17 protein-coding genes are annotated in these 21,452 nt (G+C 67.4%); 7 read left to right on the top strand and 10 right to left on the bottom strand.

The annotated features are described in order from the left end of the window. The 6 genes from C265_RS31135 to C265_RS30030 all read right to left on the bottom strand — a co-directional run. Nucleotides 1-1,641, bottom strand: a 1,641-nt coding sequence (locus C265_RS31135; RefSeq protein WP_010813943.1) for a VCBS domain-containing protein, incomplete at its 3' end; no start/stop codon positions are given. 74 nt (nucleotides 1,642-1,715) lie between these two features. After that, complete coding sequence (locus tag C265_RS30010) at nucleotides 1,716-3,104, bottom strand: HlyD family type I secretion periplasmic adaptor subunit (protein WP_010813944.1); 1,389 nt, start codon at nucleotides 3,102-3,104, stop codon at nucleotides 1,716-1,718. Beyond that, the gene (locus C265_RS30015; protein ID WP_010813945.1) at nucleotides 3,088-5,280 is read right to left on the bottom strand and encodes a type I secretion system permease/ATPase; all 2,193 of its coding nucleotides are present in this window, start codon (nucleotides 5,278-5,280) and stop codon (nucleotides 3,088-3,090) included. Before C265_RS30015 ends, C265_RS30010 begins: the two co-directional genes overlap by 17 nt. Nucleotides 5,281-5,573: 293 nt before the next feature. Continuing rightward, a complete protein-coding gene (locus tag C265_RS30020; RefSeq protein WP_010813946.1) occupies nucleotides 5,574-5,780 on the bottom strand; it encodes a DUF6494 family protein in 207 nt (68 codons plus the stop codon). A 146-nt stretch (nucleotides 5,781-5,926) separates the two neighbouring features. Beyond that, nucleotides 5,927-7,171: a CaiB/BaiF CoA-transferase family protein gene (locus tag C265_RS30025; RefSeq protein ID WP_010813947.1), complete on the bottom strand. Its 1,245-nt coding sequence runs from the start codon at nucleotides 7,169-7,171 to the stop codon at nucleotides 5,927-5,929. Beyond that, entirely contained in the window at nucleotides 7,171-8,085 is a 915-nt protein-coding gene (locus C265_RS30030) for an SDR family NAD(P)-dependent oxidoreductase (protein WP_010813948.1), read from the bottom strand. The genes C265_RS30025 and C265_RS30030 overlap by 1 nt, the downstream gene beginning before the upstream one ends. A gap of 190 nt (nucleotides 8,086-8,275) precedes the next feature. On the opposite strand from C265_RS30030, the gene C265_RS30035 reads away from it, so the two are divergent. Next, entirely contained in the window at nucleotides 8,276-9,178 is a 903-nt protein-coding gene (locus C265_RS30035) for a LysR substrate-binding domain-containing protein (protein WP_010813949.1), read from the top strand. Between the two features lie 21 nt (nucleotides 9,179-9,199). Here the strand turns inward: C265_RS30035 and C265_RS30040 are convergent, their stop codons facing one another. Both C265_RS30040 and C265_RS30045 read right to left on the bottom strand, forming a co-directional pair. Beyond that, entirely contained in the window at nucleotides 9,200-9,706 is a 507-nt protein-coding gene (locus C265_RS30040; protein WP_010813950.1) for a DUF2628 domain-containing protein, read from the bottom strand. A 196-nt stretch (nucleotides 9,707-9,902) separates the two neighbouring features. Further along, nucleotides 9,903-10,370, bottom strand: a complete 468-nt coding sequence (locus C265_RS30045) for an MgtC/SapB family protein (protein ID WP_010813951.1) — start codon at nucleotides 10,368-10,370, stop codon at nucleotides 9,903-9,905. Nucleotides 10,371-10,867: 497 nt separating this feature from the next. Between C265_RS30045 and C265_RS30050 the strand changes: the two genes are divergently transcribed. The 5 genes from C265_RS30050 (at nucleotide 10,868) to C265_RS30070 (ending at nucleotide 16,449) form a co-directional block, all read left to right on the top strand. Continuing rightward, nucleotides 10,868-12,037 (top strand): acyl-CoA dehydrogenase family protein, encoded by a 1,170-nt coding sequence (locus tag C265_RS30050; RefSeq protein ID WP_010813952.1) that lies wholly within the window; start codon nucleotides 10,868-10,870, stop codon nucleotides 12,035-12,037. Nucleotides 12,038-12,046: 9 nt separating this feature from the next. Next, on the top strand, nucleotides 12,047-13,243 hold the full coding sequence (locus C265_RS30055; RefSeq protein ID WP_010813953.1) for a CaiB/BaiF CoA-transferase family protein: 1,197 nt from the start codon (nucleotides 12,047-12,049) through the stop codon (nucleotides 13,241-13,243). Between the two features lie 79 nt (nucleotides 13,244-13,322). Further along, nucleotides 13,323-14,705, top strand: coding sequence for an MmgE/PrpD family protein (locus C265_RS30060; RefSeq protein WP_010813954.1), 1,383 nt, complete (start codon nucleotides 13,323-13,325; stop codon nucleotides 14,703-14,705). Between the two features lie 10 nt (nucleotides 14,706-14,715). After that, the gene (locus C265_RS30065; RefSeq protein ID WP_010813955.1) at nucleotides 14,716-15,540 is read left to right on the top strand and encodes a CoA ester lyase; all 825 of its coding nucleotides are present in this window, start codon (nucleotides 14,716-14,718) and stop codon (nucleotides 15,538-15,540) included. A gap of 42 nt (nucleotides 15,541-15,582) precedes the next feature. Beyond that, a complete protein-coding gene (locus C265_RS30070) occupies nucleotides 15,583-16,449 on the top strand; it encodes a MaoC family dehydratase N-terminal domain-containing protein (RefSeq protein WP_010813956.1) in 867 nt (288 codons plus the stop codon). Nucleotides 16,450-17,357: 908 nt separating this feature from the next. Here C265_RS30070 and C265_RS30075 read toward each other — a convergent pair. After that, nucleotides 17,358-18,329 carry a tripartite tricarboxylate transporter substrate binding protein gene (locus tag C265_RS30075; RefSeq protein WP_010813957.1) on the bottom strand — a complete coding sequence of 324 codons (972 nt, stop codon included), beginning with the start codon at nucleotides 18,327-18,329 and terminating at the stop codon, nucleotides 17,358-17,360. A 57-nt stretch (nucleotides 18,330-18,386) separates the two neighbouring features. Then, nucleotides 18,387-19,907 (bottom strand): class I adenylate-forming enzyme family protein, encoded by a 1,521-nt coding sequence (locus C265_RS30080; RefSeq protein ID WP_010813958.1) that lies wholly within the window; start codon nucleotides 19,905-19,907, stop codon nucleotides 18,387-18,389. A gap of 344 nt (nucleotides 19,908-20,251) precedes the next feature. Here C265_RS30080 and C265_RS30085 point away from each other — a divergent pair, with 344 nt between their 5' ends. Further along, nucleotides 20,252-21,445 carry an acyl-CoA dehydrogenase family protein gene (locus C265_RS30085; RefSeq protein WP_010813959.1) on the top strand — a complete coding sequence of 398 codons (1,194 nt, stop codon included), beginning with the start codon at nucleotides 20,252-20,254 and terminating at the stop codon, nucleotides 21,443-21,445. Nucleotides 21,446-21,452 lie beyond the last annotated feature (7 nt).

The raw sequence follows: 21,452 nt of genomic DNA on the forward strand, positions 1-21,452 counted from the left end.
GGCGGAGGCGTCGCCGAGGTCGGTGTTGCCTGCGCCGCCGGCTTCGGTGACCGCCTTGTCCTCACTGGCCGAGGCCGAGATGGTGGCGTGGTCGTTGGCACCGGTGATGTCGACCTTGATGGTCTGCTGCGCGCTCTGGTCGGCGGAGGACACCGTCAGCGAATCGCTGACCTGCTGGCCCGCGATCAGCACATCGGCCTTGGTGTTGTCGAGCGTATAGCTCCAGGCGCCGGTGTTGCTGTCGAAGCTGAAGGTGCCGTACTGTCCTGCCAGACTCTCCGGCGGCACTGCGGCAAAGTGCGCTTCACCGGTATCGACGTCAGTGACCGTCAGCTTGCCGCTGGCGGAGGCGTCGCCGAGGTCGGTGTTGCCTGCGCCGCCAGCCTCGGTTACCGCCTTGTCTTCGCTGTCCGAGGCCGTGATCGTGGCTCCATCGTTGGCACCAGTAATCCGGATGCTCAGCGATGAAGCCGCGCTGGCCTGCCCGTCGGACACCTCATAGTTGAACGTGTCCTGGACTTGCTGGCCCTGCCGCAATGCCTGCACCTGGCCATTGCCGTTGTCCAGCTCATAGCTGTAGCTGCCGTCGGCGTGGAGCGTCAGCGTGCCGTACTGGCCGGCATAAGTGCCGGGATTGGCCACGGCCAGCACGTTCCCCGCATCGACGTCGCTGTCGTTCGACAGCACATTGCCGGTGATCGGGTTCGGAGAGTTGTTCTCGCCGATCGCGTGGGTATCGGCCACTGCCGTTGGCGCATGGTTGTCGTAGCCAGCGAAGTCCGACTTGGTCAGTTCGTGCAGGCCGTTGAGCTTGATGACCATTTCCGCCGTGGCGGGATTGCCGTCGACATCCACGTAGACATAGGTATTGCCCCCCGATTGCTGGAACCAGGCTCCGTGGGCCGTGGGCTGGCGGCCACCCCATTCAAAGCCAGTGTCGCCCAGCACGGGCCGCAAGTCGAGGTGGTCCACGCCGCGCTGGAAGTCGGTGATCACATCCATGCCGGCCGCGGTGGAGTCGGAGACGGCGTTATAGACAAAGACGTCGGCGCCGCTGCCGCCGCTCAGGGTGTCGCCGCCTGTCCCGCCGGCGATCTTGTCGTTGCCGCCTTCACCGTAGATGGTGTCCTTGCCGTTGCCACCGGCAATGATGTCGTCGCCGCCCAGGGCGGCATTGTTGCCGTTGTCCCCGTAGATCAGGTCGTCGCCGTTGCCGCCATAGATGCGGTCGTTACCCGGCCGGGCTGACTCATGGCCGGCACCGAGCAGGTAGTCGGCGTAGCTGTCATAGCCGTCGCCATACAGCGTATCGCCGCCATTGTCGCCGGTGTAAAGCGCCGACGAGCCGTCGATGCTGCCGATCACGTCATCGCCGCTGCCGCCATAGACCGCGTCGGTGCCGTTGCCACCCGACAAGTTGTCATTGCCGAGCCCGCCGAAGACCCGGTCCTTGCCGTTGGCGCCCAGCAGCGTGTCGTCGCCGCTGCCGCCTTCGACGATATCGTCGCCGTTGCCGGCATCGACATAGTCGTTGCCATCGCCGGCGCTGACATAGTCATTGCCATTGCCGCTCAGGATGGTGTCGGCGGACGTGGTGCCGCTGATGCTGTCGCTGCCGTTGCTACCTGTCAGGGTTGCCATGATCACTCTCCGTCCTGAATGCCAGCCTGCTGGCCATGCCTTGCTTGTTGTCGTCGTGGGCAAACCGCCCGCTCTTATCGTTCCCGGAACGCCAGTTCCCTGGTCTTGATGATGGGCTTGAGCAGGTAATGGAGCACCGTCTTCTGCCCGGTCAGCACATCGACCGTCGCCACCATGCCGGGCAGGATGGGCACCTGCACGGCACTGCCGCCTGGCCGGTTGTCGCGCGTGCGCACGCGCACCAGGTAGTAGCTTTCCGGGCGCTCGCCCGGGCGCTCCGGTGTCAGCGTATCGGCGCTGATATGCTCCACGGTGCCGGCAAAGCCGCCATAGATCGAAAAGTCATAGGCCGACAGCTTGACCACCGCCGGCTGGCCGGGCCGCAGGAAGGCAATGTCGGCAGGCCGCACGCGCGCCTCTACCAGCAGCGTGTCTTCCAGCGGGACGATCTCCAGCAGATCCATGCCGGGCTGCACCACGCCGCCAACGGTATTGATCTTGATCTGCTTGATGACGCCCGCAAGCGGGGCGCGTACCAGGGTACGGTCGACGCGGTCCTGCAGCGCGGTGTTGGTGGCACTCTGCGCGGCCTGTTCGGCCTTGGCCTGGTTGAGCTCTTTCATGGCCTCGGCACGATAATGCGTGCCCAGTTCGTCGGCTTTTTGCTGGCTCTCGCGGTAGGCGGCCTCCAGGCGCGGCATGGCGAGCCGCGCGGCCTCGAGCTCGCCTTTCAGGTCATTGGCCTGGCGCTCCAGCCGCAGCAGGTCGACCTCGGACACGACGCCCTGCGCCATCATCGGGCGCATCATGGCCAGCTCCTGTGCCACCAGCCGATGGCTCTGCCGCAGTTGCTGCTCGCGCGAGCGCTTCTCGGTCAGCTCCTGCCGCCGCTGCTCGGACTGCTGGCGCAGCACTGCGAGATTGGCATCGAACGCGCGCTTGCGTGACTCGAACAGCGCGCGCTCCTCGGACACGAAGCGGCGGCCCTCGGCATCGGCCGGCGCGCTCGCCACGAACGCCGTGCCGTCGGCCTCGGCGCTCAGGCGCGCAATGCGTGCCACCAGCGCATCGTCCCTGGTGCGGCCTTCCTGGTATGAAGCCGTGAAGCGTGTATCGTCGATGCGCATCAGCGGCTGGTCCTTGTTCACCACCTGCCCCGGTCGCACCATGATCTCGGCGATGATCCCGCCTTCGAGGTTCTGCACCACCTGCACCTGGCTCGACGGGATCACCTTGCCCTCGCCCACGGCCACCTCGTCCACCCGCGCCAGCGCGGCCCAGGCCAGCGCCAACAGCACGAAGACCAGGGCGGACCAGAGGATCCAGCGCGTGAAATAGCGCGGTTGCGCCATCGCGGCCGCATCGCGCTCGCACATGAAGGCGGTGTCGTCGGCACGTGGCCTCAGCGCGGCGATCAGGCGCCGCACTGGCCCCATGCGTTGCGGATCAGGCTGAAGCGACATGGAGCTTCCTCCCCGCGAGCGCGTTCAGGACTTCGGCCTTGGGACCATCGGCGACGATACGGCCCTGGTCCATCACGATCAGGCGATCGACCAGGCTGAGCAGCGAGCCGCGATGCGTGACCAGGATCAGCGTGCGCCCGCCCAGCGCTAAGGCCAGGCGCGCCTTGAACTGCTCCTCGGTGCGGTTGTCCATGGCGCTGCTGGGTTCGTCGAGCAGCAGCAGCGGCGGCTGCAGCAACTCGGCACGCGCAATGGCAATGGCCTGGCGCTGGCCGCCCGACAGGCCTTCGCCGCGCTCTCCCAGGCGCAAGTCATAGCCGTCCGGCAGGCGATCGACAAAGTCGCTCACGCCGCCCAGGCGCGCCGCGCGCAGCACCGCTTCGTCGTCGGTGTGCGGGGCGCCCATCACGATGTTGTCGCGCAGCGTCCCGCTGAACAGCATCACGTCCTGCGGCACATAGCCGATGTCGCGCCGCAACGCGGCCGGGTCCAGCTGGCGCACCTCCGCGCCGTCGACCAGCACGGTGCCGGCATCCGGTGCGTACAGGCCAAGGATCAGCTTCTCGATGGTGGTCTTGCCTGAGCCGATGCGGCCGATCAGGCCAACCCGCTCGCCGCTGGCAATGCGGAACGAGACCCCATCCAGTGCCGCGATGTCGCGGCCCGGATAGCGAAAGCTGACCTGCCGGAACTCGATCTCGCCGCGCAGCGGCGGACGGTGCAGGAAATGCTTGCCGGGCGGGCGCTCGACGGGCAGCGCCATCATGCGGTCGATGCCGGCCAGCGCGGTGCGCGCCTGGTGATAGCGGGTGGTCAGCCCCGCCACTTGCGACAGCGGCGCCAGCGCGCGGCCGGCAAGGATGGTGCAGGCAATCAGGCCGCCCGTGGTCAGCCGGTCGTCGGCGATCAGGTAGACGCCGATCACCACCACCACCAGCGTGGCGGCCTGCTGGGCGAACAGCGAGAAGTTGATCACGCAGGCGGAGAGCAGCCGCGCGCGCAGCCCCAGTTGCGCCATCTGCCCGACCGCCTGCTCCCATTTGCGCTGGGCGGCACCTTCGGCACCGCTGGTCTTGACGGTCTCCAGCCCCACCAGGGTTTCGACCAGTGCGGCCTGGCGCTGGGCCGCGCAGGCGCTGCTGGCGCGCACCGCGCGCGACAGCGGTCCCTGCAGCAGCAGGCTGGTGCCGATCACCAGCGGCACCGCCAGCAGCGGCACCCAGGCCAGCGGGCCACCGACCCAGAACATGGCCGCAATGAAGACCGCGGCGAACGGAAGGTCGACCAGGGTCGTGATGGTGGCCGAGGTCAGGAACTCGCGCACCGACTCGAATTCATGCAGCTGGCTGCTCAGGCTGCCCACCGACGCCGGCCGCGCCTTCATCTCGATGCCCAGCACCTTCTCGAACACCGTCGCGGAGACCGTGACATCGATGCGCCGGCCCGCTACGTCGACAAAATAGCCCCGCAGCGTGCGCATCACCAGCTCGAAGCCAAGCACCAGGCCCACACCGATGGCCAGCGCCCACAGCGTTTCCAGCGCATGGTTCGGCACCACACGGTCATAGACGTTCATGGTGAACAGCGGCATGACCAGCGCGAACAGGCTGAGCAGCAGCGAGGCAACCAGCACCTCGCCATAGAGCGGCCACGACTGGCGCATCACGCCCCAGAACCATCCATGTGGCGACGTCGGCCCGGCATCGTCCGCCGCCTCGAAGCGGTGCGCGGGCCGGACAAAGATGGCATGGCCGGTGTACCGGGCCAGCAGGTCTTCCTGGCGGACCGGCTGCTCGCCGTCGCCCCACTCCGGCTGCGAGACCAGCAGCATGCCCACGTCGCCACGGCGCAGCATTACGCAGGCCTCGCCCTGGTCGAGCAGCAGGATGGCGGGCAGCACCAGGTCCGGGATGTCGCCCAGCGGGCGCTTGACCAGCCGGGCCGACATGCCCGCGCGTGCGGCCGCGCGTGGAAACAAGGCAGGGGTCAGGCGCTCCGCCTCCAGCGGCAGGCCCGCAATCAGGGCTTCGGCCGCGACTGGCCGCTGGAAGCGCCGGGCCAGCCAGAGCAGGCACGCCAGCAGCGGATCATCGGGGCGCGCGTGCCGACCTGCCGGATCCGGCAGGTTCCAGCCGGTGTCCTCGATGTTCCTTGCGGGCGCGGCGGCGGCATGCATGGCAACGGCCCCCGCCCTTCAGAGCGGCGCGTGGCGAGTGACCCGCCCTTGCGCACATAGCGTTGCACGGCCTGCGCATACCGCGCCCCCTGCGCAATGCATGCGCTCGTTGCATCCAGCCATGGTTTCCCCCCGGTCCCATTGGTTCGACGTTTCCGGGAAGAATATGTGAAGGGGCCCTGCGCGCCCATACTGCGGATGGATCAGATGGCGCAACAAAAGGACCGGGCGGGGTCATCCTTTTGGCGTTTCACGCAAGAAACAGAACCAAAACGAGCACCGCCATGACTGCCTTACTCAAGCTGGATTTCACCCTCGAAGCGCGCCTGGAGCTTGACACCCGCCAGTTCCAGCGTCACCGACACCGGCAAGTGCTCGTTGCCGGCGATGGTACCGTCGGCCATGGCCCTGGCTATCGCCTGTTCGATCTCGCGCTGTGAGCTGACGCCGACCACCTTCAGGAACTTGCGGATGCTGAGGTTGAAGGTCTCTTCGTTCATGGCTGTCTCCTGTGGGGAACCCGGGAATCACGGTTCGGGCCGCTACCCAGACAGCCTAGGCGATGGGGGGACTTTGTGCAGAGGCCTGGTGATCCGCCCGGAAGCAGGCAGTGCCCGGCAGTTGCCTGCCAGGCATCCGTCACCAATCAGACCACGCCTTGCTCGCGCAGCCTGGCGATGCGCTCGGCCGACATACCCAGCACCGATTCCAGCACCTGTTCGGTATGCTCGCCCAGCCGCGGCGGCGGTGCGTCGTATTGCACCGGGGTTGCCGACAGCCGCAACGGGCTCTTGACGGTCGGGCACAGGCTGCCGTCGTCGCGCACCAGGTCGACCTGCAGCTCGCGATGCCGCACCTGCGGGTCTTCCAGCACCTGGCCGTAGTCGTTGATCGGCCCGCACGGGATGCCCTGCGCTTCCAGCGCCTGCACCCAGTGCGCCGTCGGCCGCGTGCGCATATGCGCCTCGAGCAGCGGCACCAGCGTGTCGCGATGGATGATGCGGCCGGGGCCGGTGGCAAAGCGCTCGTCGGCGGCCAGGTCGGGACGCTCGACGCCGCGGCAATACGCCTGCCACTGCCCGTCGTTACCGGCCGCCACGATCATGTAGCCGTCGGCGGTGGCAAACACATGGTAGGGCACCATATTGGCGTGCGCATTGCCGTAGCGCGGCATGGCCTTGCCGGTCACGCGCTGGGCGATGATCGGCGTGGCGCCGACCGCCACCACCGCATCGAGCAGCGCCATGTCGATATGCTGGCCCTCGCCGGTGCGCTCGGCATGGCGCAACGCGGCCAGCACGGCCACGGTGGCATACATGCCGGTAAGCATGTCGACCACCGCCACGCCCACCTTCTGCGGCCCGCCGCCGGGCAGGTCGTCGCGCTCGCCGGTGACGCTCATCAGGCCGCCCAGGCCCTGGAAGATGAAGTCATAGCCGGGCTTGTGCGCGCTCGGCCCGGTCTGGCCGTAGCCCGTGATCGAGCAGTAGACGATGGACGGGTTGATCGCCTTGAGGCTGTCATAGTCCAGCCCGTAGCGCTTCAGGTCGCCGACCTTATAGTTCTCCAGCACGATCTGCGACTTGGCCGCCAGTTCGCGCACAATCTCCTGCCCTTGCGGGCTGGCGATATCGAGCGTCACCGACTGCTTGCCGCGGTTGGCGCCGGCAAAGTAGGTGGCGTCGCGCGACGGCTGCCCGTCCGCGCCGGGCAGCCAGGGCGGCCCCCACGAACGGGTGTCGTCGCCCGCGCCGGGCCGCTCCACCTTGATGACTTCGGCGCCCAGGTCCGCCAGGTTCTGCGCGCACCAGGGACCGGCCAGGATGCGCGACAGGTCCAGCACCCGCACGCCGGCAAGCGCGCCGTGCGCCGCGGCCTGGCTGCCCGCCATCAGATCGGGTCCCAGCTGATCACATCGGGCGAACGCTCCAGCTTGAAGAAGCTGTTGCGCATCGCCGGCATGGCGATCTCGCCCACGGTTTCAGGCGTCCAGCCATCGCTCATGTGCACCGAGCGCACCGGGCGCGGCTGGCTCATCAGGATGATCTCGTTGGCACGCACCGCGAAGATCTGGCCGTTGACTTCGCTGGCGGCCGGGCTGGCAAGGTAGACCGCCACCGGCGCGATCTTGCCGGCTTCCATCTTCTGCAGCTTGGCCACGCGCGCTTTCTCTTCCGGCGTTTCGGCCGGGATCGAGCTGGTCATGCGGCTCCAGGCGAACGGCGCGATGCAGTTCGAGCGCACATTGAAGCGCTGCATGTCCAGCGCGATCGACTTGGACAGCGCGGCAATGCCCAGCTTGGCCGCCGAGTAGTTGGCCTGGCCCAGGTTGCCGATCAGGCCCGAGGTCGAGGTCATGTGCACGTAGGCGCCGCTCTCCTGGTCCTTGAAGTAGCTGGCCGCGGCGCGGCTGACGAAGAAGGTGCCGTGCAGGTGCACGTCGATCACCGAGCGCCATTCTTCTTCATTCATCTTGAAGAACATGCGGTCGCGCAGGTTGCCGGCGTTGTTGACCACGGCGTCGATGCGGCCGAAGTTGTCCAGCGCGCATTGCACGATGGCATTGGCGCCGTTCCAGGTCGACACGCTGTCGGTATTGGCCACGGCCTCGCCGCCGGCGGCGCGGATTTCCTCCACCACGCGCTGAGCGGGGCCGGCGTCGCCGCCCTCGCCGGTCATCGACACGCCGAGGTCGTTGACCACCACCTTGGCGCCGGCGGCGGCCAGTGCCAGCGCGATGCCGCGCCCGATTCCACCACCTGCGCCCGTCACCAGCGCGACCTTGCCTGCCATCAAACCGCTCATTGCGTTGCTCCTCTGAATACTTTTTGTGCGGTCACCGACCGCAAACCCGGCGAAACACCCCTGCGCCGCGGGCATTCGCCCGCCGGTGCGGTCAATCCGGATGTCCACGCCGCAGTGGATACGATAAATTGACGGCCGAGACTTTGGAATTCACGAATCACAAAACTGGCCTTTGGCCTGACGGAAGCCCATGCATTACGACCTGACCGACCTCCGCCTCTTCCTGAACGTTGGCGAGACGGAGAACCTGACCCGCGCGGCCGAACGCAGCTTCCTGTCGCTGCCCGCGGCCAGCACCCGGATCAAGCAGCTGGAAGAGGCGTTCCAGACACAATTGCTGATCCGCCAGGTCAAGGGCGTGCGCCTGACGCCGGCGGGCGATGCGCTGCTGCGTCACGCGCGCGAGGTCTTCCGGGAACTGGAATGCCTGCACGCCGACCTGCGGCCCTATGCCAAGGGCGTCAAGGGCCGGGTGCGGCTGCTGGCCAATACCACCGCCACCAACTCGTTCCTGGCCACCGGCGTATCGCGCTTCCTGAGCGAGAACCCGGACGTGGACATCGAGCTGGAAGAGCACCTGTCGCAGGAAATCGTCTCGGCCATCAGCGCCGGCGCCGCCGACCTGGGCATCGTGGCTGGTGAAGTCGCCACCCAGGACCTGGATGCGATGCACCTGTGCAGCGATGAGCTGATCGTGATTGCACCGGTCAACCACCCGCTGCCGGCCTTCAAGCGGCTGCATTTCGCCGACCTGCTCGATACCTGCCGCTTTGTCGGCCTGAACCAGTTCAGCGCGATCCAGTCGTTCCTGGACCGCATCGCCGGCGGCATGGGCAAGCGCATCAGCCTGCGCATCCAGGTGGGCAGCTTCGATGCCGTATGCCGCATGGTCGAGGCCGGCGCGGGCATCGCCATCGTGCCCAACAGCTGCGCGCGCCGCTACGCCAGCCGCAAGGTGCTGCGCTTTATCCAGCTGGAAGACGAATGGGCCAAGCGCGAGCTGCGCCTGGTGCGCCGCCCGGGGCGCGAACTGCCCCAGTTTGCCGAAACCCTGATCCAGTACCTGGTCGACGCGGCGCGCGAGCCCGTGTAAATCAGGGAGGCCGCCGACCGTTCAGCCGGCGGCCAGCCCGCCGCCCTGCACCACCAGCCCCGCCAGCGGGCTCAGCGACACCGCCATCACCACCAGCAGCAGGCCCATGGCGAACACACCGGGCCAGCTGGTGCGGCCACAGCGCGCCAGCGAGTCGTGCACCAGTTCCGGTGAGAAATGGTACTCGCGCAGGTGCCGGATGGTCGCCTCGGCATGCCAGCGGTAGATCTGGTTGCCATACATGCCCAGCAGCAGCGCCATGGCATACAGCATCGGCCGGACCGCCAGCGGCATCTTCAGCCCGAACAGCGCGTGCAGCACCGGTTCGGCGCAGACGATCAGCGCATAGACCCCCACCTGCCAGTACATGCGCCGGTAGGCCATCCAGAACGGCCCCAGCAGGCACGCCGCCCAGTTCCACGACATGCCGCCGCGTGCCTCTGCCAGGGACCAGCGCTGGCTGTAGTACGCATAGCGCGGCCCCACGAATGCGGCCAGCGCCGCATCGTCACGGATCGATGATTTCATGGCTGCCTCCCCCTGCTCTGCCACGGCCGCGCCTGTGGATCGCGGCGCAACCTGTGCCACAGCATAGGGCGCAGCGCGCGCGGGCAGCGTGCGCTGGCGCGCATTACTGTGGGAAATGACGCAAATTGGCGGGCAAGCGAACAGACCGGCGCACGCCGGGCGGCACGGGGTGCCGGATGCACCGGGCGCGGGTGCGCTATTTCCAGCGCTGCAGGACCTGCAGGATGACCAGCGTGAAAATGGTGGCGATCACCGCGGTGGTATCGCGACCCAGGCCGGCAGCCACGCCGATGGCCGCGACCATCCAGATGCTGGCCGCGGTGGTCAGGCCCTGGATGTGGGCTTCGTCGCTGTGCTTCAGGATCGCGCCGGCGCCAAGGAAGCCGATGCCGGCAATCAGCCCCTGCAGCACGCGGCTGATGTCGGCCAGCGGCGTCCCTGCCTGCAGCGGCACCAGCACGAACAGCGCCGAGCCCAGCGCCACCAGCATATGGGTGCGCAGCCCCGCTGCCTTGCCGGAGGCCTCGCGCTGATAGCCGATCAGGCCGCCCAGCAACACCGCCATGAACAGGCGTGCCAGGATGCGGGTGGCCTCGCCAGCGTCCGGCACATCGGCGAACTCGGCGCGCAAGACACTGTAGATCTCGGACCAGACCCCGTCCATGGCTCGTCTCCGGGTGCTTGGGTACACCTGAGCGTAGCACGGGATGGCCTGCCGGCAACCGGGCCGGCGGGCCCCAAGGCGCTCGCGCCACACCGCGCGGGCCGTCCGCCAGGCGCTTGCGGCTGCGTCCTACACCGCAAGCGGAAGCTCGCCGACAGTGCCGCCATGACGGCATTCCTATATTGGAATCACCGATTACCGTCATCGACAGGAGTTGCACCATGCCCTATATCCTTGCCTGGCTACTTGGCGTCCCGGCCTTCATCCTGGTCCTGATCTGGCTCTTCATGCACTGATTCCCAGGCCCGGCCTGCCAGCCATCCCCGCGCAAGAGGCCGCTGCGCCGGCCTCTTGCGCAACTGCGGGCGCCCCGGCGCCGCATGCAGCTTCCGCCCCCCCGCTTCCGGCCCACCTAAGCCGCTCTTTCGCAAATCCGAATTTCAGCGTGCCGGGGGCTCGGGAATAATGGCCCCATTCAATCCGAGCGGGGCTACCCCATGCACGCACATCAGGATCCAGACCAGCTCTACCCCGAAATCCGCGAAGCGGTGCGCGACCTCTGTGCCGGCTTCGATTCGGCGTACTGGCAACGGGTGGAAGAGCAGAACGCCTTTCCTGAGACCTTTGTCCAGGCTCTGACCCAGGCGGGCTGGCTGTCAGCGCTGATCCCCGAAGCCTATGGCGGCTCGGGCCTGTCGCTGACAGCCGCCTCGGTCATCATGGAGGAAATCAACCGCAGCGGCGGCAATTCCGGCGCCTGCCACGGCCAGATGTACGTAATGGGCTGCCTGCTGCGCCACGGCTCGGAAGCGCAGAAACAGCGCTGGCTGCCGGGCATCGCCTCGGGCGAGCTGCGCATGCAGTCGATGGCCGTGACCGAGCCCACCACCGGCACCGACACCACCAAGCTCAAGACCACCGCGGTGCGCCAGGGCGACAAGTACATCGTCAATGGCCAGAAGGTATGGATTTCGCGCGTGCAGCATTCGGACCTGATGCTGCTGCTGGCACGCACCACGCCGCTGGACCAGGTCAAGCGCAAGTCCGAGGGCCTGTCGGTGTTTGTGGTGGACCTGCGTGATGCCATCGGCAAGGGCCTGACGGTCAAGCCGATCCGCAACATGGTCAACCACGAGACCAACGAGCTGTTTTTCGACAACCTCGAAGTCCCTGCCGGAAACCTGATCGGCGAGGAAGGCAAGGGCCTGAAGTACATCCTTGACGGCCTCAACGCCGAGCGCATCCTGATCGCCGCCGAGTGCATCGGCGACGGCTACTGGTTTGTCGAGCGCGCCAGCAACTATGCGCGCGACCGCATCGTGTTCGACCGCCCCATCGGCCAGAACCAGGCCGTGCAGTTCCCGATCGCGCGCTCCTACATCAATGTCGAGGCCGCCAGCCTGATGCGCTACAAGGCCGCGCAATTGTTCGACGCCGGCAAGCCATGCGGCAAGGAAGCCAATATCTCCAAGCTGCTGGCCGCCGACGCGTCGTGGGAAGCGGCCAACGTCTGCCTGCAGACGCACGGCGGCTTCGGCTTTGCCGCCGAGTACGACATCGAACGCAAATTCCGCGAGACGCGCCTGTACCAGGTGGCGCCGATCTCGACCAACCTGATCCTGTCCTACGTGGCCGAGCATGTGCTCGAGCTGCCGCGTTCGTTCTAAGGCCCCTGCATGTCCCATTCCCCCAAAGGCATCCGCCCGCTCGACGGCATCCGCGTGGTCTCGCTCGAGCACGCCGTGGCCGCGCCCTTCGCCACGCGCCAGCTGGCCGACCTTGGTGCCCGCGTCATCAAGATCGAGCGCCCCGGAGTGGGCGACTTCGCGCGCGGCTATGACCAGTCCGTGCACGGCCAGGCCTCGTACTTTGTGTGGCTTAACCGGGGCAAGGAAAGCCTGACCCTGGATCTGAAGGATCGAGAGGCGCAGGCCATCCTGCACCGGCTGCTGGCCGATGCCGATGTGCTGGTGCAGAACCTCGCCCCCGGCGCGGCAGCGCGCATGGGCCTGGACTTCGACAGCCTGCACGGCAAGTACGACAAGCTCATCGTCTGTGACATCTCGGGCTATGGCGACTCCGGTCCCTATCGCGACAAGAAGGCCTACGACCTGCTGATCCAGGCCGCCGCCGGCCTGGTGGGCCTCACCGGCGGACCGAACGAGCCGTCGCGCGCCGGCGTTTCGATCGCCGACATCTCGGCCGGCATGTACGCCTACAGCGGCATCCTTTCGGCGCTGCTGCAGCGTGGCCGCACCGGCAAGGGCCTGCGCGTGCAGGTGACCATGCTCGAGGCGATGGCCGAGTGGATGAACCAGGTCCTCTACTTCGGCCACTACGGCGGCAAGCCGCCGGGACGCTTCGGCGCTTCGCATCCGACCATCGCCCCGTATGGCGTGCATCGCACCGGCAATGGCAGCGTGATCTTCAGCGTGCAGAACGAACGCGAGTTCGCCAATTTCTGCGAGATCGTGCTCGGCAACCGGGAACTGGCGCAGGACGAACGCTTCTCCAGCAATACGGCCCGTGTGCACAATCGCCCCGAACTCACCGCCATCATCGAAGAGCGCTTCGCGCCGATGACTGTGGCGCAGGCCGAGGCACTGCTCGACGAGGCGCAGATCGCCAATGCCCCGATGAACGACATCGAGGGCGTATGGAACCATCCGCAGTTGCAGGCACGCCAGCGCTGGCGCGAAGTGGCCACCCCGGGCGGTCCGATCGGCGCGCTGCTGCCGCCCGCCAACCTGTCGGGCGTGGAGCCTGTCATGGGCGACGTACCGGCACTGGGCGCGCACAGCCGGCAGATCCTGGCCGAGCTCGGCTATGACGACGGCGATATCGCCGCGCTGGCTGACAAGCGGACCATCTGAACACACGACGCCCGGCCATCTCGCACAGAGCGCCGGGCTTTTTCCTCCTCCACGAAATCCAATCCGCATCGGAGCCTGCATGAGCCAACCCGCAGACACCACCTACCCCACCCGCCAGCTTTGCGACTTCCTGGCCGACCTCAAGCTGGCCGACGTGCCCGCGCCCGTGATCGAGCGCACCAAGGACCTGTTCCTGGACTGGATCGCCTCGGCCATCGCCGGCAAGGATGCCCCCGCCGTGCGCAAGCTGCAGGAGTTCGCCGCGGCCATGGGCCCGGACCAAGGCGGCGCCGAAGTGCTGGTGGACCGCCGCCGCACCTCGCCCTACTTTGCCGCGCTGATCAACGGCGCCTCCTCGCACGTGGTCGAGCAGGACGACGTGCACAACAGCTCGGTGCTGCACCCCGCCGCGGTGGTGTTCCCTGCCGTGGTGGCAGCCGCGCAGGCCGAGGGCAAGACCGGCGCCGAAGTGCTGCTGGCTTCGATCGCCGGTTATGAGGCCGGCATCCGCATCGGCGAATTCATGGGCCGTTCGCACTACCGCGTGTTCCACACCACCGGCACGGTGGGCACGCTGGCCGCCGCCGCGGCCGTGGCCAAGCTCTACGGCCTCGATGCCGAAGGCATCAACCAGGCACTGGGCTCGGCCGGCACGCAGGCCGCGGGCCTGTGGGAATTCCTGCGCGACGCCGCCGACTCCAAGCAGCTGCATACCGCCAAGGCCGCGGCCGATGGACTGCAGTCAGCCTGGCTCGCGCGCGCCGGCTTCACCGGCGCGAAGCAGATCCTGGAAGGCGCACAGGGCATGGCCGCCGGCATGTCCAGCGATGCCAACCCCGCCTGCCTGACCGACGGCCTGGGCACGCGCTGGGCCACCGCCGAGACCTCGTTCAAGTTCTTCGCCTCATGCCGCCACACGCACCCGGCCGCCGATGCGCTCAAGGCGCTGATGCAGCGCGAAGGCATCGGCGCCGACCAGGTCGCCAGCGTCACCACGCACGTGCACCAGGGCGCCATCGACGTGCTCGGCCCGGTGGTCAACCCCACCACCATCCACCAGGCCAAGTTCTCGATGGGCACGGTGCTGGGGCTGGTGGCCGTGCACGGCCATGCGGGTCTGGGCGAGTTCGAGCAGCATGCGCTGCAGGACCCGAAGGTGACCGCCTTCCGCGGCAAGGTCGGCATGGAACTGGATGCCGAGATCAACGCCGCCTACCCGCGCCAGTGGATCGGCCGCGTTACCGTCACGACCACCGACGGCCGCACACTGGCGGCGCGCGTCGACGTGCCCAAGGGCGATCCCGACAACACCCTGTCGCGCCCGGAACTGGAAGCGAAGGCGCTGCAGCTGGGCGCGTTCCGCCACGGCGCGAGCGAGGCCGAGATGCGCGCCATCATCCAGCGCGTGTGGGCGCTGGAGCAGGCCCCGAACGTCAACGACTGGCTGCCCGCCGCAGGCTGAGGACCAAGACATGTCCACTGCAGTCACCTACCTGTTCGTGCCGGGCGACCGGCCGGAACGCTTCGACAAGGCCGCTGCCGCCGGCCCCGATGTGATGATCCTGGACCTCGAGGACGCGGTCCATCCGGACGCCAAGCCCGCCGCGCGCGCAGCCATCGCCGCGTGGCTGGCCGGACTGCCCGCGGCCAATGCCTTTGTCCGCATCAACGACAGCGCCTCGCCGTCCTTTGCCGCCGACCTGGCCTGGCTGCGCGCGCTGCCCCCGGGTACCGCGCTGGCAGGCCTGCTGGTGCCCAAGGCAGAAGATGCCGCCGCGCTGGCCACCATCGCGCAGGCTCTGCACGCGATCAACCCGCAGGGCGAACTGGTCGCGATCATCGAAACCGCGCTGGGCCTGCATCAGATCGACGCCGTGGCCACCGCCACCGGCGTGGCACGTCTTGCCTTCGGCTCGCTCGACTATGCGGTCGACCTGGGCTGCAGCCATACGCGCGACGCGCTCGCCTTTGCACGCGCGCGCATCGTGCTGGCCTCACGCGTGGCCGGGCTGCCGCCGCCGGTCGACGGCGTGACCACCGCACTGAAAGACGAAGCCGTGCTGGCCAGCGACGTTGCCTATGCGCGCGAACTCGGCTTTGCCGGCAAGCTCTGCATCCACCCGGCCCAGCTGGGCGTGGCGCGCGCAGGCTTCCTGCCCAGCCCCGAGCAGCTCGACTGGGCCCGCCGCGTGCTGGAAGCTACCGCCAGCGGCAGCCATGCGGTGCAGGTCGATGGCAAGATGGTCGACCGGCCCGTGATCGAGCAGGCCCGCCGGCTGCTGGCACTGGCGCAATAACCCGCCTTCCGGCCACTTTCACGCATTACAAGGCTTACTGTCATGACTGACGCCACTCCTGAACTCGAACGCCTGCGCGGCTGGATCGGCCGCAGCGAATCGCGCACCGAAACGCTGTCGCCGGAACCGGTGATCGGCCTCGCCGCCACCTTCGACCTCGACCCCGAGGCCGTCGCCGCCGGCCCGCTGCCGCCGCTGTGGCACTGGCTCTACTTCCTGCCGCGCGCGCCGCAGCGTGAACTGGGACGCGACGGCCATCCCACCCTCGGCGGCTTCATGCCGCCGGTGCCGCTGCCGCGCCGCATGTGGGCCGGCAGCGAACTGAGCTTCAGCCATCCGCTGCATATCGGCGATACCGTCACGCGCACCTCCACCATCAAGGACGTGCAGTACAAGACCGGGCGCACCGGTGAACTGTGGTTTGTCGCCGTCGATCACGAGCTGACCGTCAACGGCAAGACCGCGGTCAACGAGCGCCACGATATCGTCTACCGCGCCATGCCCGACCCGTCCAGGCCGCAGCCGCCGCGCCCGCGCCTGGAGCAGGCCGCGCAGTGGCAGCGCACGCTGCAGGCAGATCCGGTGATGCTGTTCCGCTACTCGGCACTGACCTTCAACGGCCACCGCATCCACTATGACCGCCAGTACACGCGCGAGGTCGAGGGCTACCCCGGCCTGGTGGTGCACGGGCCGATGCAGGCCATGCTGATGCTGGACCTGGTGGCGCGCGAGCAACCGCAGGCGCGCGTGCGCCGCTTTGGCTTCCGCGGCCTGGCGCCGCTGTTCGACCAGGACACCATCATCGTTGGCGGCGCGGCTGATCCGGCGCAGGCTGGGCGGCTGGTGCTGTGGACGGGGGACGATGCCGGCGGGCAGGCGATGCAGGGGTGGGCGGAAGTGGAAAGTTAAGAGCCTGAAGCCTTATCTGCTCCGCTGGTTTGCTCCCCTCTCCCGCTTGCGGGAGAGGGGGCACACAAACGGTCGGTCAAGTCCTGCGGTGCCCACAATTGACACCAGCGGGACCTGCCATCTCAGTGAATCAGCGACCGACCGCGATTGGTTACCCGACCATCGCCTCCTCAATTCCCTCCGCGACTTCTTCTACCCTGTCGGCCAGCAATCCAAGGGAGGCCCGGCAGAGCGCTCGCAAGGCTCCAACGTAACCGGCTGCAAGGCTACGCTCCCCTCTTCCTGTGCGTCACATTCGCTGTGCGTAACCAACGTCAGTACGCAGGCCGTGCCTCGCGCAACCGCATCGGCTTGATCCAAGAGATTCAATAGCAAGAGTTGCCGAGGAACAGGCAGCGCGTCCTCACGCGCTGCGCGGCGGGTTTCGGGACTGAACCGCGAAAGGGAATCATCGAGTCGGGGCGGGGTGAAGGCGTCGGGTTCAATGCCGGATTGGGACATTGCTGACCTCCATAGCGTAGAAGAGGAGGTAACGTTGATCGGGTTCTCACTCCCGGCTCCTGCTGTATTAGCAGCCCATCCAGTCTAGAGAACCCTGCCGTTCACAATCAAGGCGCAGATTGTGAAGGATCGATACGCTAAGTTGAGCGTCAGTTGCCGACATCCACAGAGCGGAGAACTCCACGCCTTGGCGAAGGCACGCATCACGGCTCACGGGCGATGCCTTGATGGCATTCAAGAAGGTATTTCGGCAGATTTGTGGTGGTGGCTCTTGGAGAGGCCCCGGTTTCGCCCCTAAAGGGGCGAGTCGCTTTCTGTCGCTCGGACAGAAAGTGACCCGCCCAGCAGGGCGGAACAGGGCCGTCGACCTACAACAACATCGAACCAGCCCCCAAGCCCCTCCCCCCTCAATCCGCCTGAATCTTCGCCGCCTTCACCACCCCACCCCAAAGCGCCAGCTCCCGCTGAATCCGATCTCCCAGCGCCTTCGGCGTGCTGATATTCACGTCATACCCCCCAGCCGTCATCCGTTGCCGGAAAGCAGCATCCTCCCCAACCGCCTTCTGCGCCTTGACCAGCTTGTCCACCACATCGGCCGGCAGCTTCTGCGGCCCCACCAGCGCATACCAGCCGGTCAGGTCATAGTCCTTCTGCCCCGACTCGATCATGGTCGGCACGTTCGGCAGCGCCGGGTTGCGGGTCTTCGACGTGACCGCCAGCGCCCGCACCTTGCCGCCATTGATATGCCCGATGGCCGTGCCGGTAATATCGAACATGAACGTGACCTTGCCGCTCATCACGTCAGCCATGGCCGGCGCATTGCCCTTGTACGGCACATGCAGCATCTTCACGCTGTTCATTTGAGCCAGCAATTCCGCGGACAGGTGGTTCGATGCCCCAATGCCGGCCGAGCCGAACGAGACCCCCTCAGGATGCTTGCGCGCATAGTCGACCAGCTCGCCCACGTTCTTCGCCGGGAAGTCCTTGTTCACCAGCAGCACGTTGGTGTAATCGGTGATCAGGCCGATATAGGTAAAGTCCTTGACCGGATTGAAATTGACCGAGTGCTGGATCAGCGGCGTCATGGTCATGGTCGGGCTGGCGACGAAATACAGCGTGTAGCCGTCCGGCGCCGCCTTGGCGGTCATGTCGGCGGCGATCGCGCCGCTGGCGCCCGCGCGGTTATCCACCACCACCGGCTGCTTGAGCACGCGCCCGAGTTGCTCGGCATAGATGCGCGCGGCTGTGTCGACCGGGCCGCCGGGCGCGTAACCCACCAGCAGCTTGATCGGCCGCGACGGGTAGGCGTCGGCGGCCCACGCCGCGCCCTGCAGCAGCAGCGTGGCGGTCAGGGCTGCCAGTGTCGTCCATGTCTTCATTATTGTCTCCTCCAGGTATGGCTGATATTGCCCGGGGCCGGCGGGCCCGGCGGGCGCTTAATCGAGCATGGCGCGCAGCGGCTGCTTGAGCAGCTTGCCGCTCGCCGTGGTCGGAATCACGTCGACGGTGCGGAGCTCGGCCGGGCGCTTGTACGGGGCCAGGCTCTCGCGCAGGTAGGTGTCCAGCGCCTTGCGGTCAAGCTCGGCGCCGTCCTGCATTTCAATGAAGGCCACCACTTCCTCGTTGCCGTCGCCGGTGGTGCGTCCGACCACGGCCGACTGGCGCACGCCCGGGAAGGCATTGATCACAGACTCGACCTCGATCGGGTAGACGTTGAAGCCGGAGCGGATGATCAGGTCCTTGGAGCGGCCGGAGATAAACAGCGCGCCGTCGGCATCCAGGTAGCCCAGATCGCCGGTATTGAGCCAGCCGCCGGGCAGCAGCGCCTCGGCGGTCTGCTCGGGGTTGCGGTAGTAGCCCAGCATCACGCCCGGGCCGCGCACGCGGATCTGGCCGCGCTCGCCGGCGGGAAGCAGCTTGCCTTCGGCATCGGTGATCTCGATCTCGACGCCTTCGACGATATAGCCGGCCGAGCAGTCGGCGCGCGGGGCTTCCATGCGCGTGATGAAGAGCGAGCCGGCGTATTCGGTGATGCCGTAGCCATGGTGCAGCGCCTGGCCGAACAGGGTTTCGACCTCGCGCTTGAGCGTGGGGTCCAGCGGCGCGCCGCCGGTATAGAGGTAGCGCAGGCGCGGATAGGCGCCGGGCTTCGCGCCGACGGTGGGCGCCACCGCCATGATGCGCGTGAACATGGTCGGCACGCCCTGCAGGATGGTGACGCCGGGCGATGCCAGCGACTCGAACACTTCATTGGCGTCGAAGCGCGGGCGCAGGAACAGGCTGGCGCCCGCATACAGCGTGGCCATCAGCACCGTGGCAATGCCGAAGATATGCGACATCGGCAAGGCGCCGTAGGCCACGTCGGCCGGGCCCATGTCGCGCGAGGTGGCAGAGATGCGCGCAAACTGGGTCAGGCCCGCATGCGGCACCATCACGCCCTTTGGCGCGCCGGTGGTGCCGGAGGTATAGATCAGCGTGGCGACGCTGCGGGCCAGCCCGGCCGGCTCGCGCTGCGGCGCGGTGGCCGCGCGCACCACCCGCATGCCAGCGTCGAACACCGGGCAGCCGGTGGCCTGTGCGCCCAGCCGCTCGCCGTGCGCCGCGGCCACGTCGGAGACATGGCCGGTGAACAGCACCAGCGCCGGCTGCGCATGATCGCGGATATTGTCGATCTCGCGCGCGGACAGGCGCGCATTGACCTGGATCGGCCAGGCATGCAGCAGGCTGCTGGCGAACAGCGTGACCACCATCTCGTTGCAGTTCTCGCCGACCACCATCACGCGGTCGCCCTCGCCCACGCCCTGCGCCGCCAGCCAGTCGCGGGCGGCCTCGATACGCCGCCACAGCTCGCCGTAGCTGATGACGGCGCCGTTCTCGTGCAGGCACGGCGCGTCGGGCGTCTGCGCGGCCCAGTAGCGGGGGATGTCGTGGATGTATTCGGGGCGGAAGGAAGACATGGTGCTGGTGGGTCTCTCGATGCAGGCTGACTCGGATATGCGGCGGAATACACCCGGCCACATGAAACTGGCTGCATCAGTTTGCTGCAAGCCCCGTGCCGCAGCCATTTGGAATTCACTAAGGCCGTGTTCGTCAACGCCACTGGCCAGCCGCAGTTCGCCCCGCCACCACCCGGCGCAGGTGGTTCCGCCTCCACGAAGGACGGCTTTATCATTGATGAAGCAAAGAATCGCGCCCGGCCCCTACAATCGGCCGGCACAGTGAGGGCCGCCGCTTTGACGCACTGCACAACCAGACAGGGCAAGAAGCGCCGCGCGGCCCGCGTACCACAGGGGACATTCAGATGGATTTGCGTTTCACCGCCGAGGAACAGGCCTTCCGCGAGGAGGTCCGCGCATTCGCGCAGGCCAGCCTGCCGGAAGACATCCGCAACAAGGTTCTCAACCACCAGCGCGTGGAAAAGGACGACTACATCCGCTGGCACCGCATCCTGCAGGCGCGCGGCTGGGGTGCGCCGACCTGGCCCAGGCAATGGGGCGGCACCGGCTGGACCGCGCTGCAGCGCCTGATCTTCGAGATCGAGACCTTCCGCGCCGGCGCGCCGCGCCTGCTGCCATTCGGCCTGACCATGATCGGGCCGGTGCTGATGAAGTACGCCAGCCCCGAGATGCAGCAGCGCTTCCTGCCGCGCATCCCCAATATCGACGACTTCTGGTGCCAGGGCTACTCCGAGCCGGGCTCGGGTTCCGACCTGGCCTCGCTGAAGACGCGCGCGGTGCGCAAGGGCGACAAGTACATCGTCAACGGCCAGAAGACCTGGACCACCATGGCCCACTTTGCCGACTGGATCTTCTGCCTGGTGCGCACCGACCCGGAGGCCAAGGCCCAGGAAGGCATCTCGATGCTGCTGATCGACATGAAGTCGCCCGGCGTGACGGTGCGCCCGATCAAGACGCTCGACGGCGGCCATGACGTCAACGAGACCTGGTTCGAAGACGTGGAAGTGCCGGTCGGGAACCTGGTCGGCGAAGAGAACCGCGCCTGGACCTATGCCAAGTACCTGCTCGGCCATGAGCGCACCGGCATTGCCGGCATCGGCCACTGCCACCGCGAGCTGCGCCTGCTCAAGCACTACGCCAGCCAGGCCACCGACGGCGCCGGCCGCCCGCTGATCGAAGACGTGCGCATGCGCGACAAGATCGCCCGCGTCGAGATGGACATCATGGCGCTGGAAATGCTGCTGCTTCGCGTCGCCACGCAGGCCGCCGGCACCCCCGGCCCCGAGGCCTCGATCGTCAAGATCCGCGGCTCCGAGGTGCAGCAGGACCTGGGCATGCTGATGATGGAAGTGGCCGGCCCCAACGCCTGGCCGTATTCGCCGGACTGGCTTGAGCCGGGCGCGACGCAGCCGGTGGCGGGCCCCGACTGGGCCGCCCCTGCCGCCTCCACCTACTACGACATGCGCAAGACCTCGATCTACGGCGGCGCGACCGAAGTGCAGAAGAACATCATCTCCAAGATGATCCTGGGTTTCTGAAGGGATA

Source organism: Cupriavidus sp. GA3-3 (assembly GCF_000389805.1).
In the GTDB taxonomy this organism is placed as follows: Bacteria; Pseudomonadota; Gammaproteobacteria; order Burkholderiales; family Burkholderiaceae; genus Cupriavidus; species Cupriavidus necator_D.

Bases quoted from the DNA above. Each gene is read 5' to 3' on its own strand.
- C265_RS30010 (WP_010813944.1), bottom strand. From the start codon at position 3,104: ATGTCGCTTCAGCCTGATCCGCAACGCATGGGGCCAGTGCGGCGCCTG.
- C265_RS30015 (WP_010813945.1), bottom strand. From the start codon at position 5,280: ATGCATGCCGCCGCCGCGCCCGCAAGGAACATCGAGGACACCGGCTGG.
- C265_RS30020 (WP_010813946.1), bottom strand. From the start codon at position 5,780: ATGAACGAAGAGACCTTCAACCTCAGCATCCGCAAGTTCCTGAAGGTG.
- C265_RS30025 (WP_010813947.1), bottom strand. From the start codon at position 7,171: ATGGCGGGCAGCCAGGCCGCGGCGCACGGCGCGCTTGCCGGCGTGCGG.
- C265_RS30030 (WP_010813948.1), bottom strand. From the start codon at position 8,085: ATGAGCGGTTTGATGGCAGGCAAGGTCGCGCTGGTGACGGGCGCAGGT.
- C265_RS30035 (WP_010813949.1), top strand. From the start codon at position 8,276: ATGCATTACGACCTGACCGACCTCCGCCTCTTCCTGAACGTTGGCGAG.
- C265_RS30040 (WP_010813950.1), bottom strand. From the start codon at position 9,706: ATGAAATCATCGATCCGTGACGATGCGGCGCTGGCCGCATTCGTGGGG.
- C265_RS30045 (WP_010813951.1), bottom strand. From the start codon at position 10,370: ATGGACGGGGTCTGGTCCGAGATCTACAGTGTCTTGCGCGCCGAGTTC.
- C265_RS30050 (WP_010813952.1), top strand. From the start codon at position 10,868: ATGCACGCACATCAGGATCCAGACCAGCTCTACCCCGAAATCCGCGAA.
- C265_RS30055 (WP_010813953.1), top strand. From the start codon at position 12,047: ATGTCCCATTCCCCCAAAGGCATCCGCCCGCTCGACGGCATCCGCGTG.
- C265_RS30060 (WP_010813954.1), top strand. From the start codon at position 13,323: ATGAGCCAACCCGCAGACACCACCTACCCCACCCGCCAGCTTTGCGAC.
- C265_RS30065 (WP_010813955.1), top strand. From the start codon at position 14,716: ATGTCCACTGCAGTCACCTACCTGTTCGTGCCGGGCGACCGGCCGGAA.
- C265_RS30070 (WP_010813956.1), top strand. From the start codon at position 15,583: ATGACTGACGCCACTCCTGAACTCGAACGCCTGCGCGGCTGGATCGGC.
- C265_RS30075 (WP_010813957.1), bottom strand. From the start codon at position 18,329: ATGAAGACATGGACGACACTGGCAGCCCTGACCGCCACGCTGCTGCTG.
- C265_RS30080 (WP_010813958.1), bottom strand. From the start codon at position 19,907: ATGTCTTCCTTCCGCCCCGAATACATCCACGACATCCCCCGCTACTGG.
- C265_RS30085 (WP_010813959.1), top strand. From the start codon at position 20,252: ATGGATTTGCGTTTCACCGCCGAGGAACAGGCCTTCCGCGAGGAGGTC.